The organism is Pedobacter frigidisoli (assembly GCF_032678525.1).
Classification (GTDB): Bacteria; Bacteroidota; Bacteroidia; order Sphingobacteriales; family Sphingobacteriaceae; genus Pedobacter; species Pedobacter frigidisoli_A.
Map to the genome: position 1 here is coordinate 335,288 of NZ_JAVTSE010000004.1, position 15,317 is coordinate 350,604.

A 15,317-nucleotide genomic window follows, 5' to 3' on the forward strand; every position below is an offset into this window, starting at 1 on the left:
TACGAAATTATGTATAATTCTCCTGATTGTTACTGTTGAACGTTGGCCTATTGTAAAAGCTAACCATTAAACAGTTTATTACGCCTGATTTCCTTACCACTTCTAAGTTTTATTGCGTGATAAATGGTAGGCACATCATTGGTCCATTTCTTTAGCACCAATACCATCCCGATGATTTCGATTCTGGTGAGCAGTCCGATCCAGAAACAGAGCTCAAACAGTACTCCTGATTGACAATGTGCCATAATCTCTACCAGACAGGCAAATAAAAACAAAGTCCAGATTTTTGCCCCGATAGAGTGGGTCGCTATCTCCTTTTTGAACTTGATATAGCTGACTACGTAAGTTAAAACCTCAGCACCGATCAAAATGGAAAGCTTCAGTACATTGTTTTTAAAGAAATCAGGACATTGGATATAGGTTGCAATTGCAACAGAAATAAAAAAGACCTGATCCACACCAGAATCTAAACGCCTGAGTTTCTCTGAAGATATGTTGAGTTTCCGGGCAATGATGCCATCGAAAACATCGGTGAGTAAACCAATCGACAGCAAGATTATCGCTAGTGCAGGATAGCAGGGAAAGGCAATAAGGCTCAGTAAAACGATTGAAAAACCAATGAGGAGCCGGGCATAAATTAATGCAACAGGTATATATTTCATTTTAGAGAGCGCATAAAAAAGCCCTTCAGTGTTAGTTTGAAGGGCTTTTATTTATTTTAAACTAATTCTTTTTGAATTAAGTATTCAGCAATCTGAACTGCGTTTGTTGCAGCGCCTTTACGCAAATTATCGGCTACAATCCAAAGATTTAAAGCTTTAGGTGCAGATTCATCCCTGCGGATTCGGCCTACAAATACTTCATCTTTTTCATGTGCATCTTTCGGCATCGGGTATTTTAAGTTGGCAACATCATCTACTACGATTACACCTGGCGCTTTCTCTAAAATACTACGCACTTCTGCCAGGTCGAAATCATTCTCGAATTCAATGTTTACTGATTCAGAGTGACCACCCATTACCGGAATACGAACGGTTGTTGCAGTAACCTTAATGCTGTTATCGCTCATGATTTTGTTCGTTTCCTTCACCATTTTCATTTCCTCTTTCGTGTAACCGTTATCCATGAAAACATCGATATGGGGAAGAACATTCAGGTCAATTTCGTATGGATAAGCTTTAGGGCCATCAATACCTGCACGCTCGTTCATTAACTGATCAACAGCCTTAACGCCTGTTCCTGTAACCGATTGATAAGTAGATACGACCACACGTTTGATTTTGTATTTGTCGTGTAAAGGTTTTAATACCACAACCATCTGGATGGTAGAACAGTTTGGGTTTGCGATGATCTTGTTATCGATCGACAGCTCGTGTGCATTCACTTCCGGAACGATTAGTTTAACTGCAGGATCCATTCTCCAGGCAGATGAATTATCAATTACGGTTGTTCCTGCTTCTTTAAAGCGTGGTGCATGTTCTAAAGAAGTATTTCCACCGGCAGAAAACAACGCGATATCGGGTTTCATGCCAATTGCAGTATCCATGCTAACGATTGGGAACTTCTTACCCTTAAAAGTAATTTCCTTACCAACACTCTTTTCTGATGCTACGGGAATCAACTCTGTCAAAGGGAAATTTCTTTCCTCCAATACTTTTAACATTACGGTACCAACCAATCCGGTTGCACCTACTACTGCTACTTTCATTTTAAATTTTAATTATTATATTTATTAAACATTTGATATAAGTCCAAATATGGTAAAAATTAAGCTTATATCCCTATTGTTACACGTTAATTTTGCTTTAAATATTCTCAATCTGGTTTCTGCTAACGAACAGGAGGATAGAATGATCCGGCCACCCATCCCAGAAAAGCTGGTTCACAGAAGCCGCCTTAGGCCTGATATTCCTCTGCGGATAATCAGTAAAGGCGATATTCTGATTTCTGAAGTATTGTTTAATCCGCGGCCCGGTGGGGTTGATTTTGTTGAGATATACAACAATTCCAGTCATGAAATAGATTTGAAGGACCTTCAGCTGGCCAACATAAATTCTGCAGGTGAACCGGCCAGTATTAAAAATGTTTCTGCAGTTAAGCTGATGATCCCGGCAGGAAGTTATTATGTAATTACGAGTAATCAGGCCAATATTAAAGAAAATTACCATGCCAGATTTCCTGCTCAGTTTGTACAAATTGGCAGTCTGCCTGCCTATAGCAACGATAAGGGCTCGGTAGTGCTCTTAAGTAACAATGTGATCATTGACCGGTTAAACTACAGTGCAAAGGTTCATCATCCCCTTATTCAGGATGAAGACGGGATATCGATAGAACGGGTTTCTTTTAGTGTGGACACTAATGATCCTGCCAATTTTAAATCTGCAGCTGCGGTAGCAGGTTTCGCTACACCGACTTACAAAAACTCTCAGGAAGTCTCGGGAAAAGAAAACTTTGTGCGGTTAACGCGTAAAACCTTTTCACCTGATGGAGATGGTTATGACGACATCCTAAACCTGGATTATCAGTTTGCAGAAAATTCGATGCTGGCAACAGTAAACATTTACACTGATAGAGGGAGGCTGATCCGTAAACTGTTGAAAAATCAAACGATAGGCACTAGTGGAACTTTAAGCTGGGATGGGCTTGATGATAGCGGATTGAAAGCCGGCATCGGGATCTATGTTGTGGTATTTGACGTTTTTGACCTGAAGGGCTCCACAAAACGTTTTAAAAATACCTGTGTGCTGGCGGGGAAGCTAAACTAGTTAAAGGCATTATATTTCCGCAAATCAAAAGCACTGGTCTTAAACTCTGGCTAAGACCAGTGCTTTTTACTATATCAGATTGGCTTTAATGTAGGCACAACTTGTGGTAATCGACCCGATCTGATCTGGCTGATAATTGTTCTCGTGCTCAACAAAAAAGTTTTGCATTCCTGATAATTTAGCCTGCGCAAATATTTTTTTGAAATCGATAGAACCTTTACCAACTTCTGTATTCAATTCTGGTTTGGCTTTATCCATATCTTTCACATGCCACATTGGGAAGCGGCCAGGATATTTTTTAAACAGTGCCAGCGGATCGTTGCCAGATCGGACTACCCAATATAAATCCATTTCGAAGTTCACCAGGTTTTTATCGGTTTCCTGAAGGTAAACATCATAACCTGTGGTATCACCTAATTTTTTGAACTCGAAATCGTGGTTGTGATAGGCAAATTTTAAGCCTGAAGCTTTTGCAATTTCTGCAACCTTATTGAAATCAGCAGCAGTTTTCTTAAAGCCATCTGCACCCTTCGTCATATCCACATGAGCCCCTGCAATGGTAAAATATTTGCCTCCAAGAGCAGCTGAAGATTCAATGTCTGCTTTTAGCCTATCGGTACTGCCTGTTTTCACAAAATCGTCTATTCCGTAATGACCGCTTGGTGCTTTTAAGCCATTGGCATCTAATAATGATTTAAATTCCTTAGTGGTTAAATTCCAGAATTTTCCGTTCGAGAAACCGTAAGTTTCCACTTCTTTATAACCTGCCTGCGCAACTTTTTCAATTACACCTGCTACATCCGTAGGCAAAAGGTCTCTCAATGTATACAATTGCAAGCCAACATTTTTACTCGCTTTATCGAATGCAAAAGAGGGGATAAGCAAAGCAGCACCAGCGGCAAAGCTTGCCTGCTTAATAAAGTTTCTTCTAGAATTCATGGTATTTAAATTAATTCTTTTTTAACGTATGCGCAGCTTGCTGCTACAGATTCCATAGGATTTGGCTTATAATTACTCTCGTGCTCTATAAAAAAGTGTTTCATGCCCGAAAGTTTTGCCTCCGCAAAAATCGGCTTAAAATCAATCGAGCCGGTTCCAACCTCAGCATTTAAAGCCGGATCTGTTTTGTCCATGTCTTTGACATGCCACATGGTGAAACGTCCCGGGTTTTCTTTAAATAATTTAAGCGGGTCATTACCAGAACGAACCACCCAGTATAAATCCAGTTCAAAGTCTACCAGATTTTTGTCTGTTTCACTTAGCAAAATCTGATACCCGGTGGTATCACCTTGTTTATCGAACTCGAAATTGTGGTTATGATAGGCTACCCTTAATCCGGCATCTTTACACATTTTACCGGCAAGGTTTAAGCGTTTAGCTAATGTCTTGTAATCATCTGCATTTTTTCGGATACTTTCTTCAAGCCAGGGCACTGTAACGTAGTCGCTTCCCAACACTTTAGCCGCAGCAATAGCAGCTTCCAGTTCTTCGGTTTTACCTTCTGATAAAAAACTGGTTAAGCTGTAATGACCGCTTGGCATGGTTAAGTTATTCGCTTCCAGCAATTTTTTAAAGTCTACCGGCGATAAGCCCCAGAATTGATCCTTAATGGAAAAACCGTACGATTCTATTTGAGTGAACCCAGCTTTTGCAACTTTTTCAATCGTTCCTTTAACATCTTTTGGTAGCTCATCCCTTAGCGACCAGAGCTGTAATCCTACGTTTTTCTTTTCACCTGAGCAGGCAAAAGACGGGATTAATAATGCTGCTGCGGCAGCCATACTGCTACTGAGTATAAAACTTCTTCTTGTTAACATAATGCCAGACTTAAATATCGCAGATGGCTATTGCTTTTTTTAATGAGCCCAGTTTATCTGCATTTTTTGGTATAAATTCCTGCGCCACATAACCTTTGAAACCGGTTTCGGCAATAGCTTTCATTATCGCTGGATAATAAAGCTCCTGACTTTCATCGATTTCATTCCTTCCCGGAACACCAGCGGTGTGGTAGTGCGCAATATACTGATGATTTTCTTTTATGGTCCTGATCACATCGCCTTCATCAATTTGCATGTGATAGATATCGTAAAGCAGTTTGAAGTTTTCGGAGCCCAGACGTTTACATAGTTCAACTCCCCAGGCGGTTTTATCACACTGGTAATCTTTATGATTTATTTTGCTGTTGAGCAATTCCATAACCAGCACCACCCCATGTTTTTCTGCCAATGGCATCAATTGCTTCAGGCCTTCAACACAATTATTCCATCCGGTTTCATCGTCTTTTCCCCGCCTGTTTCCACTAAAACAAATCAGGTTTTTATAACCAGCTTCGGCAACCAGGGGGATCATTGCGGAGTAATTTTTAATCAGCGTTTCGTGAAATTGTTTGTCATTAAAGCCATCAACTAAATTGATTTCTGCACCGTTGCACATGGTGGATACCAGGCCATGTTTTTTAAGTGTCGGCCAGTCTTTCGGACCAACCAGATCAATGCCTTTGATACCCATGTTCTTCGCTTCAGTGCATAACGTTTCCACATCCAGCGTGCTAAAACACCAGCGGCATACAGCATGATTGATATTTCCTTTCAAAGCTTCGGTTTTATTGACTTCTGGCTGTTCTGCTGCTAAAGCAGTTAAACCGGAAGAAACACCAATTGCAGCAGTTCCTGCAATGATGTTCTTTAAAGCATTTCTTCTGTTCAGGCTCATGGATTATGCAGCTACCGTTTCCGATTTACTTTTATCATTAAACAATACTGCAAATAGCAGGAATACAACTGCGGCAATTCCTGCAGGAATGATCCAGACCATCTTCCAGTCCATTACCCCCTCTGCTGATTTATAGGCATCCGATATTTTACCCGCAACAGCAAAACCGATTAACATACCAACACCATAAGTTGCCAGTGTAATCAATCCCTGTGCAGCACTTTTAAACTTTTCTCCAGCTTTGGAGTTGGTATAAATCTGACCGGAAACGAAGAAGAAATCGTAACATACCCCGTGCAGCGCAATACCGATAAGAAGCATAAAACTTAAATCACCTGCATTTCCGAATGCGAACAAAACGTATCGGATAGCCCAGGCCAGCATGCCAACCAGTATGGTTTTTTTGAAGCCGTATTTTGAAAAGAAAACCGGAATAGCCAATAAGAATAGCGCCTCTGAAACCTGGCCAATTGCCATTTTTCCTGTTGGATTTTCTACCTTGATATCGGCTAAAAATAAACCCGCATTCTGGTAATAAAAGGCCAGTGGGATACAAATCAGAATAGATGAGATGAAAAACACAGCGAAGTTTTTATCCTTCAACAGCTTTAGTGCATCTAAACCCAGGATGTCGCTTACTTTGATTTTCTCTCCTTTTGCTATTTTTGGAGGGGTAGCAGGTAATGTGAAGCTGAATAAACCTAATCCTAATGAAACAATTCCTGCCATGAGGAAGGTGCTTTTTAACAAACCGGATTGAATACCCTCTGGTGAATCCCAGTGAAATGCATAACTGATGAGCAATCCAGCAACGATCCAGCCTATTGTTCCGAACACCCTGATATTGGCAAATTCCTTTTCCGGATCCTGCATCTGATTGAAAGAAACCGAATTCACCAATGCGAGCGTTGGCATGAAAAGAATCATGTAAGCCAATACATAAGGATAGAATACGCTAACATCCGTTGCATTATACATTTGATACATCAGAATGGCACCAATGATATGTAGCACACCTAATATTTTTTCCGCATTGAAATATCGGTCGGCAATTAACCCGATGATGAAAGGTGCAATAATAGCTCCCCACGACTGGGTAGAAAATACAGCGCCGGTTTCGGCGCCTGTAGCCTTCAGGTTGTTGGCTAAAAATGTGCCCAGGGTTACAAACCATGCACCCCAGATAAAAAATTCCAGGAACATCATGGTGGAGAGTTTGAAACGTGTGATGGTATTCATTTGGCTAGTAATTATTATTTTATTTAAGATGGTTAAGGGGAAAAATCAATTGTTTAAAGTTCTTTTATTGAAATGTTTTTATACCACACTTCGTCGCCATGATCTTGCAAAGCAATTTTGCCGGTTTTAAAAGTACCCCAATCCTTCCAGGTAGCAAATTTACTGCCCGCAACAATCGTTTTCCAATTGGCATCCCATAGGGTAGTTTCCACAACAGTTACACCATTTAAAATTAAAGTCAATTTACCTTTTTTACTGATAATTTCCGCTTTGTTCCAATCGCCTACAGGTTTAACCGGCTCAGATTTACTTTTTACCAGATCGTACAAATCACCTGCGCGGTGTTTGGGAAACTTTCCATCAGCATGACCATCATTGTCAATCACCTGCATTTCCAGTCCTGTAGAGTAGGTAGCGTGATATTGAGGATCTTCATGAACGTAAAAAATGACTCCGCTATTTGCTTTAGGTGCAACCTTCCAGTCGTATTTTAAATGGAAATCACCATATTCTTTATCCGTAACCAGGTCGCCACCGCCATCATTTCCTTTTGTCGCCAGATCGAGATGCAGGGCGCCATCCTGAACTTGCCATGCACTTCCTACACCTGTTTTGTTATAAGTGTGCCATCCCTTAGTGGTTTTGCCATCAAATAATGGCTTAAACCCTTTCTGAGCCTGTGCGATTTGCGTAACCGCTAAAAGGATACAAGCTGATATGAAGATTTTTTTCATTGTATAATCAAGTTATCGTCATTGAGAGCTACGAAGCAATCTTATTAGTGAGATTGCTTCGTACCTCGTAATAACGGAATTATTTTAAAGAGTTAAATTATTCCAGCCTTTACGGTATTCGCGTTTTACGAACTGATTGGCTTCATCGAAATTAGTGATTTTCATATTATTGTTGTCCCAAAGCATTTTCATATAGCGGCCCGGATAGGTTGTTTTATTATTCACTGTTTTTTGAATATCAAAACTTCTGATTGCCAGGTTCGCCATCAATAAGGCCTCTGTTAAGGGACCGGCAATTTCAAACGGTGAGCTCACTTCCTGCTTACCATATCCGGCAATAGCAGCTTCTACCCATTGTTTATAATGCCCGTTGGCACCATCGGGAACGCGCTTGTACTTCTGTGCTACTTTGATGTCCTTGTTCCGGCTAAGTGGCAATAATTTTGGGTTTGCACTATAGGTTTCCGACATCATTTTGCCCTTGGTACCAATAAATAAAGTTCCGTTTCCGCCGTCACCAAATGTTTCATTTGCTTCGAGCTCTTCCGGACGTTCAGGCTGTATGCCACCATCCATCCAATGCAGGGTTACATCACCTTTGGTTTTATCCGTTTTAGGGAATTTCAGGGTCACATGGCTTGAAGGAGGGCAACTTTCAGGGAAATATCCACGTTTGAACTCGTCAACGTAAACAGAACCCACACTTGCTTCTACTTCTTTAGCATATTTAAGATTCAATACACTGAATGGTGCCTCAATCAGGTGGCAACCCATATCGCCCAATGCACCCGTTCCGTAGTCCCACCAGCCACGCCAGTTAAAAGGCACCAGTTTATCAACGTAATCCTGATCAGGTGCAGTCCCCAGCCATAAGTTCCAGTCCAGTTCCTTCGGAATCTCGGCTTTTTTATCTGGCCATGGAATACCCTGAGGCCAAACCGGACGGTTTGTCCAGGCATATACCGTGTGTACATCGCCAATTAACCCGGCTTCGTACCATTCTTTCATTTGACGCGGACCATCATTGGATGCGCCCTGGTTACCCATTTGCGTAACCACTTTATATTTTTTAGCAGCAGCAGTTAAAATACGCGCTTCATGTATATCGTGCGTTAATGGCTTTTGAACATAAACATGTTTTCCCAGCTGCATGGCTGCCAATGCTTGTATGGCGTGATTATGGTCGGGTGTTGATACTGATACCGCATCGAAGTTTTTATGCTCTTTGTCCAGCATCTCACGCCAGTCTTTATAGTACTTTGCTTTTGGAAAGGCTTTCACGCTATTTGCGGCGCGGCGATCATCTACATCACAAAGAAAGGCAATATCCGCTTTTCCGCTTTTATAGAACATATCAATATCGCTTTGGCCTTTACCACCGACACCAATACCAGCTATCAGTAAACGATCGCTTGGCGCTAAATATCCTGGTCCACCCAGTACGTGGCGGGGAACAATCATAAACGCAGCAGCCGCAATGGCTGAAGTTTTAATAAAATCACGGCGGTTACTCGTGTTTTTATCGTTTTGCTCTGTTTTCATAGTAAGTAAATCGATTTGCTAATTAGGTTTGATTATTTTTTCTTTAAAGATAAGATATACTTTACCATTAATTTCGCATCATCTTTCTTCAATGAAGCATGTGCGGTCATTGGCATCGAACCCCAAACACCTGTTCCTCCTTTGATGATTTTATCTGCCAGTAAGTTGATATTTTTTTCGGTTGCCGGGTATTTTTTTGCGATATCTACGTAAGCAGGGCCAATGATCTTATTAAGCTTGTTATGGCAACCGATACAGTCTGATTTATTGATCAGCTTTTCACCTGCGCTTACTTGCATTTCGTGGTTAGCCACTGTTGCTGTGGCAACGATTGTTTTCTCTTTCTCCAGATCGGCCTTTGAAAAAGACGCCATAAATATTACTACCGCGCCTAAAATTAAAAATGTTTTTTTCATGTGTGTTTATTGTTTTTATTGGTTTCAAGCTTGCATAAGTAGCATACTTTGGATAGTAGGTGCTTATGCAGGTTTTCATATGTGTTTATTGTTTTTATTTGTGTGTGCTAAACTTATAGTCCCATTATTTTTTTGTTGAAGTTGCTGTCGCTTCCTGATGCTGCAAAATCATCAAATGCCTTTTCAGTTACGTTGATGATGTTTTTCTTAATAAATTCAGCCCCTTCTCTGGCACCATCTTCCTGATTTTTAATGCAGCATTCCCATTCCATTACTGCCCAGCCTTTAAAATCGTACTGAGCCAATTTACTAAAAATGGTTTTAAAATCAACCTGACCATCCCCCGGTGAACGATACCGTCCTGCACGATTGGCCCAGCTCTGATAACCCCCAAAAGTACCCTGCTTGCCGGTTGGATTAAATTCAGCATCTTTAACATGGAAAGCTTTAATGCGCTCGTGGTAAAAATCAATATACTGAATATAATCCAGTTGCTGCAATACAAAGTGTGATGGATCATAAAGCAGACAGGCGCGTGGATGATTATTAACGGCTTTTAGAAACATTTCATATGTCTCGCCGTCGAACAAGTCTTCTCCCGGATGGATTTCATAGCATACGTCCACACCGCATTGATCGAATTCATTTAAGATCGGAGTCCAGCGTTTAGCCAGTTCTGCAAAGCCTTCTTCTACCAATCCGGCAGGGCGCTGAGGCCATGGATGGAAATATTGCCATAAAAGGGAGCCGCTAAAAGTAGCGTGGGCATTTAAACCCAGGTTTTCTGAAGCTTTTGCCGCATACTTGAGTTGTTGAACTGCCCATTCTGTTCTCGCTTTTGGGTTTTTATGTAATGCTTTTGGCGCGAAGGCATCAAACAAATCGTCATAGGCCGGGTGTACGGCTACCAGCTGACCCTGAAGGTGAGTGGAAAGTTCCGTAATCTCCAAACCGTATGAAGCAATTTTGCCTTTTAACTCATCTGCATAGGTTTTACTTTCCGCAGCTTTCTGCAAATCAATAAAGCGTGTGTCAAGTGTAGGCATTTGAATACCTTTAAAGCCTAAACCTTTTGCCCACTCACAAATATTTTCGAGTGAGTTAAATGGAGCGTCATCACTGATAAATTGTGCTAAAAATACAGCAGGCCCTTTAATAGTAGTCATATCCGATTATATTTTAAAATCTAACCATTTCTCAGTCGATGCACTCGATTCCACGACGTTTTCAATAAATGCCATCCCGCGGATGCCATCATTTACATTTGGAAAATCAAGCATTTCTGCTGTAGGAGTTTCATGATTTAGTTTTGCACTAACGGTAAGGGCGAAGTTGCGGTAAATGTTGGCGAAAGCTTCCAGATAACCTTCAGGATGCCCCCCAGGGGTACGTGTATTGTGAGCTGCTGCGGTACTTAGATAACCATTTCCGGCACGGTAAATCTGAGCGGGTGCAGTTTGCCATTTCGCAATCAGGGTATTCGGCTCCATCTGGTGCCATTCCAAACCTCCTTTTTCACCGTAAATTTTAATTTTTAATGCGTTTTCTTCTCCTGCTGCAATTTGTGAGGCAATTAATACCCCGTTTGCTCCATTGTCGAATTTCAACAGCACATTACCATCATCGTCGATCTGGCGTCCCTCTACTACAATGTTTAAATCGGCACAAACCTTTGAAATCTGCAAGCCGGAAATATATTCAGCTAATTGAGCAGCATGGGTGCCAATGTCGCCCATTGAACCGCTTTTGCCAGATTTTTTGGGATCAGTACGCCATGCGGCCTGTGCATTGCCTTCTCTTTCGGAAAGCGTACTTAACCAGCCTTGCGGGTACTCTACCATAATTTTTCTGATTTTACCCAGGGCACCATCTTTAACCATCTGACGAGCTTGCTTCACCATCGGGTAACCCGAATAGGTATGGGTTAAGCACAAAGTTAAACCGGTTTCATCAACCTTTTGCTTCAGCTGTTTAGCTTCTTCAAGGGTTAAAGTGATCGGTTTTTCTATCACTACATTGAAACCATAATCAAGTGCCATCATTGCAGGTGCAAAGTGCGCAAAATTAGGGGTTACAATGGTTACGAAATCTATTTTCTGATCTGCAGGAAGTTCACTCTCTGCTTTCAACATTTCCTCATAGTTGAGGTACGTACGGTTTTCTGCTAAAAAAAGAATCTTTCCTGATTCAATTGCAGTTTCCGGGTTTACGCTAAGCGCCCCGGCAACCAATTCAATTAAACCGTCCATATTGGCTGCCAAGCGGTGAACAGCGCCTATAAAAGCGTCTTTTCCACCACCAATCATGCCCATTCTAAGTTTTCTGTTCATGCTAAAGGGATAGGGTTTAAGGCAAGAGGTATAAGGTTATGGATGATCACATCCTAAACCTTATACCTCACACTTGTAACCTTTTTAAATATTGTTTTTCTTCAGTTCTTTTACTGCATAATCTGCAGCACGGGCAGTTAATGCCATAAATGTTAACGAAGGATTCTGGCAGGCAATAGAAGGCATGCACGAACCGTCGGTTACGAAAACATTGCTCACCTCATGCATTTGGTTCCACTTGTTCAATACTGATGTTTTTGGATCTTTACCCATTCTCGCAGTACCCATTTCATGGATAGCCATACCAGGATAGCAGCCATTATCGTATGTTTTGATATTTTTCATGCCGGCTTTCTCTAACATTTCAGCTGCATCATTCATCATATCCACACGCATTTTTTTCTCATTTTCCTTATATTCGCAATCAATAGCCAACACCGGTTGTCCCCATTTATCTTTTTTGGTTTTGTCGATGTACACTTTGTTTTCATAGTAAGGCAGCATCTCTCCAAAACCACCAAGACCCATGGTCCATTTACCAGGTTTGGTCATCTTTTCTTTCAGGCCTGAACCAAAAGAAAGTTCTGCTACATCACTTTGCCAGTTGGCCCGGCTTGCACCGCCCTGGTAACCAAAGCCACGCAGATAATCGCGTTTATCATTACCAATATTCTGGTATCTTGGAACATAAATACCGTTGGCACGGCGCCCGTAAGTATATTTATCATCAAAACCTTCTGCTTCGCCCGATGCGCCGCAACGGAAGTGGTGATCCATCAGGTTGTGACCTAATTGTCCGCTACCATTACCCAATCCATTTGGATGTGCTTCTGAAGTGGAGTTTAATAGGATGAAAGTAGAACCTAGTGTCGAACCGTTAACAAATACAATTTTGGCATAAAACTCCATTGTTTTGTTTGTTTCCGCATCGATTACCATTACACCTTTGGCTTTTTTGGTGTCCTTATCATAAATGATGTGGTTCACAATAGAGTAAGGTCTTACCGTTAAGCGTTTGGTAGCCATTGCCGCTGGCAGGGTAGATGACTGTGTACTAAAATACGCACCAAACGGACATCCGCGGCTGCAGAGGTTACGGTACTGGCAGTTTCCACGGCCTTTGTGGGGAACAGTCAAATTGGCAACGCGGCCAATCATCATGATCCGCTCTCTTTTATAGTGCTCTTCTATACGGGCTTTAACCGATTTTTCAACAATGTTTAAATCCATTGGAGGCAAGAATTGCCCGTCTGGACAAGTCGACCAGTTTTCTTTTGAACCACTGATCCCTGCAAACCGCTCAGCATAGTCATACCATGGAGAAAGTTCTGCATAGCGAACAGGCCAGTCTGCCCCATGACCGTCCTTTGCGTTATCTTCAAAGTTATGGTCACTCAGGCGATAACTTTGGCGGCCCCACATCAATGATTTACCACCTACGTGGAAACCGCGGTACCAGTCAAATCTTTTATCTTCTGTATAAGGGCAGTCTAAATCATTCACCCACCATTTTTCGTTTGCTTCCTGATAAGGATAATCTCTCTTTTGAACCGGGTGGGTTCGTTTCTGCTCTTCTGTTAAACGGCCGGCATGCTGAAATTCCCACGGACTTTTCATTGCGGTTTCGTAACCGGTGATGTGTTCGATATTCATACCTCTTTCGAGCATCAGAACACGTAAGCCTTTTTCAGTCAGTTCTTTTGCAGCCCAGCCGCCACTGATACCCGATCCTATAACGATAGCATCGTAGGTATTCTCCTCTTTTAAATTTGTATTTAAATTCATGATGTTTTGTCGTTGTATTTTAGAAATTAGGTTGCCCAGGATTTTTGACCTGGTTTCAGTTTTGCATTGCCGTCATATCTGCCTGGAACAAGAACATATTCGCGGGCTTTTGTGCATCCTATTTCCGAAGAATAATAACCCAGTAAAGTAAGGTCTCTTGCGGTGATAAAGAAGTACTCCAGGTCTTTGTTCTCCGGTAACTTACTTTCTTTCGGTGCAATTGCCATTAATCGTAAATCTACCATGAGCTTGGTTCTTTCCGGAACGGTTAGCGCCAGGTACGACTTTCCGAAATCTTTCATTGATTTATCCTGAAGTGCGGTAAAGCCTTTAGCGAATGAGCTTTGCATTTCCTTTGGATAACAGTCCTGAATCATCATCGGGATAAACTTGCCTAAGCCTGCAGCTTTGGCTCCGGCAGATGTTTTGGTGGTTGGTACAATGATGTCAGCAAATTCTGCGAAAATCTTTTCATCTCCGGCAGCAAATGATACGAAGTTCTTCTCGTTCTCAGGGAGCGTGAAACTTTCGAATAAAACGCCCATCGTACTCGCTGAGATTGCTCCCCCCAGTAAAAATGCAACGTTTTTGAGTGCTTCTCTTCTGTGCATTGTTTTATGATTTTATATTTTGGTTACTTATGTGTTGAATGAGTAATATTAGAAAATATATGTCGTAAAAATGAATATTGATCCCCCAAAATAAGGTCTGCAATGCGATTGTTACCACGTAGAATTATTCTAAATAAAGTAGTTTTATGCGTCTTAGTGACGTTTAAATAATGTTTTTTATCCCGAAATACTTCGTGTAAAAAGTACATTTAGTAACCAGGAATTTATCCATCACAAATTCTTCATTTGTCGTTTTCTGACTTAAACCAAATGATTTTTGATATAGTTATAGCTTTCGGTTACGCTTTCAAAAGGTTCCTTTTTAATCAAATCCTGTTCTGCGAATAAGTATTCCAAACCTGCTGTTTTGGAAGCAGCAAAAATTTCCTTGAAATTGATTACACCTGTTCCTACTTCGGTAAAAACAGATTTGTCCTGCTTATCCATATCCTTCACATGAAACATTTTGTACCGTCCGGGATTTTTCTTAAACATTTCTACCGGATTCAAACCTGCGTTCACCGCCCAGAAGATATCAAGTTCAAAGCCCACCAGTTTCGCATCTGTTTCATTCAGCAGAATATCATACCCTGTGGCGCCGTTTCCCTGGTCCTTAAATTCGAAGTTATGATTGTGATAGGCCAGTTTCATACCGGCATCCTTACACCATTCTGCCGCGGTATTGAACTTTGCCGCCATTTTTTTATAATCATCCAGAGATCCGTTGCTTCTCACATCCGTAGGTAATGCAGGGATCACGAAGTATTTCTGACCAACACTGTTTGCCACCTCGATATGCGTCTTTAAAACTTTGTCATTGCCCGTTGATAAGAATTCGGTTGTATTATAATGTCCGCTTGGCGAGGTAAGTTGGTTGGCTTTAAGCAAAGCATTGAAGTCTTTTGCTTCCAGTCCCCAAAAGCCTTTTACTTCATATTTGCCCGGGTAACCATAATAAGTTTCTACCTGGTTGTAGCCAATTTTTGCAACATGTTCAATAGTGGCTTTTACGTCGGCTGTTAGTTGCTCCCTTAGGGTGAAAAGTCCAAGGCCGATTTTCGAAACTTTGGGATACTGTGCCAGCGCTGAGGTAATTACCGATGGACTTAATAAGGCAGCAGCGCACGCTAATCCTGCTTTCTGTAAAAATGATCTTCTTGTTGTCATCATGTTTTTTAAATTA

The 15,317-nt window shown here is 41.4% G+C and carries 15 protein-coding genes; 1 reads left to right on the forward strand and 14 read right to left on the reverse strand.

Annotated elements, in window-relative coordinates; translation table 11 throughout:
- Window positions 1-59: 59 nt before the first annotated feature.
- Complete coding sequence (locus R2Q80_RS13360; protein ID WP_316800071.1) at window positions 60-662, reverse strand: CDP-alcohol phosphatidyltransferase family protein; 603 nt, start codon at window positions 660-662, stop codon at window positions 60-62.
- A gap of 56 nt (window positions 663-718) precedes the next feature.
- Window positions 719-1,708, reverse strand: a complete 990-nt coding sequence (locus R2Q80_RS13365; protein ID WP_047798580.1) for an aspartate-semialdehyde dehydrogenase — start codon at window positions 1,706-1,708, stop codon at window positions 719-721.
- Window positions 1,709-1,757: 49 nt separating this feature from the next.
- On the opposite strand from R2Q80_RS13365, the gene R2Q80_RS13370 reads away from it, so the two are divergent.
- Window positions 1,758-2,765, forward strand: a complete 1,008-nt coding sequence (locus tag R2Q80_RS13370) for a lamin tail domain-containing protein (protein ID WP_316800072.1) — start codon at window positions 1,758-1,760, stop codon at window positions 2,763-2,765.
- Window positions 2,766-2,834: 69 nt separating this feature from the next.
- Here R2Q80_RS13370 and R2Q80_RS13375 read toward each other — a convergent pair whose 3' ends face one another.
- The 12 genes from R2Q80_RS13375 to R2Q80_RS13430 all read right to left on the reverse strand — a co-directional run bounded on the left by R2Q80_RS13375 (window position 2,835) and on the right by R2Q80_RS13430 (window position 15,304).
- The gene (locus R2Q80_RS13375; protein WP_316800073.1) at window positions 2,835-3,704 is read right to left on the reverse strand and encodes a sugar phosphate isomerase/epimerase; all 870 of its coding nucleotides are present in this window, start codon (window positions 3,702-3,704) and stop codon (window positions 2,835-2,837) included.
- Between the two features lie 5 nt (window positions 3,705-3,709).
- Window positions 3,710-4,582 (reverse strand): sugar phosphate isomerase/epimerase, encoded by an 873-nt coding sequence (locus tag R2Q80_RS13380; protein ID WP_316800074.1) that lies wholly within the window; start codon window positions 4,580-4,582, stop codon window positions 3,710-3,712.
- 10 nt (window positions 4,583-4,592) lie between these two features.
- Complete coding sequence (locus R2Q80_RS13385; protein WP_316800075.1) at window positions 4,593-5,477, reverse strand: hydroxypyruvate isomerase family protein; 885 nt, start codon at window positions 5,475-5,477, stop codon at window positions 4,593-4,595.
- 3 nt (window positions 5,478-5,480) lie between these two features.
- Window positions 5,481-6,716, reverse strand: a complete 1,236-nt coding sequence (locus R2Q80_RS13390) for a nucleoside permease (protein ID WP_316800076.1) — start codon at window positions 6,714-6,716, stop codon at window positions 5,481-5,483.
- 53 nt (window positions 6,717-6,769) lie between these two features.
- Entirely contained in the window at window positions 6,770-7,450 is a 681-nt protein-coding gene (locus R2Q80_RS13395; protein ID WP_047798574.1) for a DUF1080 domain-containing protein, read from the reverse strand.
- Window positions 7,451-7,534: 84 nt separating this feature from the next.
- The gene (locus R2Q80_RS13400; RefSeq protein ID WP_047798573.1) at window positions 7,535-8,992 is read right to left on the reverse strand and encodes a Gfo/Idh/MocA family protein; all 1,458 of its coding nucleotides are present in this window, start codon (window positions 8,990-8,992) and stop codon (window positions 7,535-7,537) included.
- Between the two features lie 32 nt (window positions 8,993-9,024).
- A complete protein-coding gene (locus R2Q80_RS13405) occupies window positions 9,025-9,408 on the reverse strand; it encodes a c-type cytochrome (RefSeq protein WP_047798572.1) in 384 nt (127 codons plus the stop codon).
- 113 nt (window positions 9,409-9,521) lie between these two features.
- Entirely contained in the window at window positions 9,522-10,574 is a 1,053-nt protein-coding gene (locus tag R2Q80_RS13410; RefSeq protein WP_316800077.1) for a sugar phosphate isomerase/epimerase, read from the reverse strand.
- Window positions 10,575-10,580: 6 nt separating this feature from the next.
- Window positions 10,581-11,738 (reverse strand): Gfo/Idh/MocA family protein, encoded by a 1,158-nt coding sequence (locus tag R2Q80_RS13415; protein WP_047798570.1) that lies wholly within the window; start codon window positions 11,736-11,738, stop codon window positions 10,581-10,583.
- 84 nt (window positions 11,739-11,822) lie between these two features.
- Entirely contained in the window at window positions 11,823-13,523 is a 1,701-nt protein-coding gene (locus tag R2Q80_RS13420; protein WP_197082374.1) for a GMC oxidoreductase, read from the reverse strand.
- 26 nt (window positions 13,524-13,549) lie between these two features.
- Entirely contained in the window at window positions 13,550-14,134 is a 585-nt protein-coding gene (locus R2Q80_RS13425) for a gluconate 2-dehydrogenase subunit 3 family protein (RefSeq protein WP_047798568.1), read from the reverse strand.
- Window positions 14,135-14,395: 261 nt separating this feature from the next.
- Window positions 14,396-15,304, reverse strand: a complete 909-nt coding sequence (locus tag R2Q80_RS13430) for a sugar phosphate isomerase/epimerase (protein WP_316800078.1) — start codon at window positions 15,302-15,304, stop codon at window positions 14,396-14,398.
- Window positions 15,305-15,317: the final 13 nt, after the last annotated feature.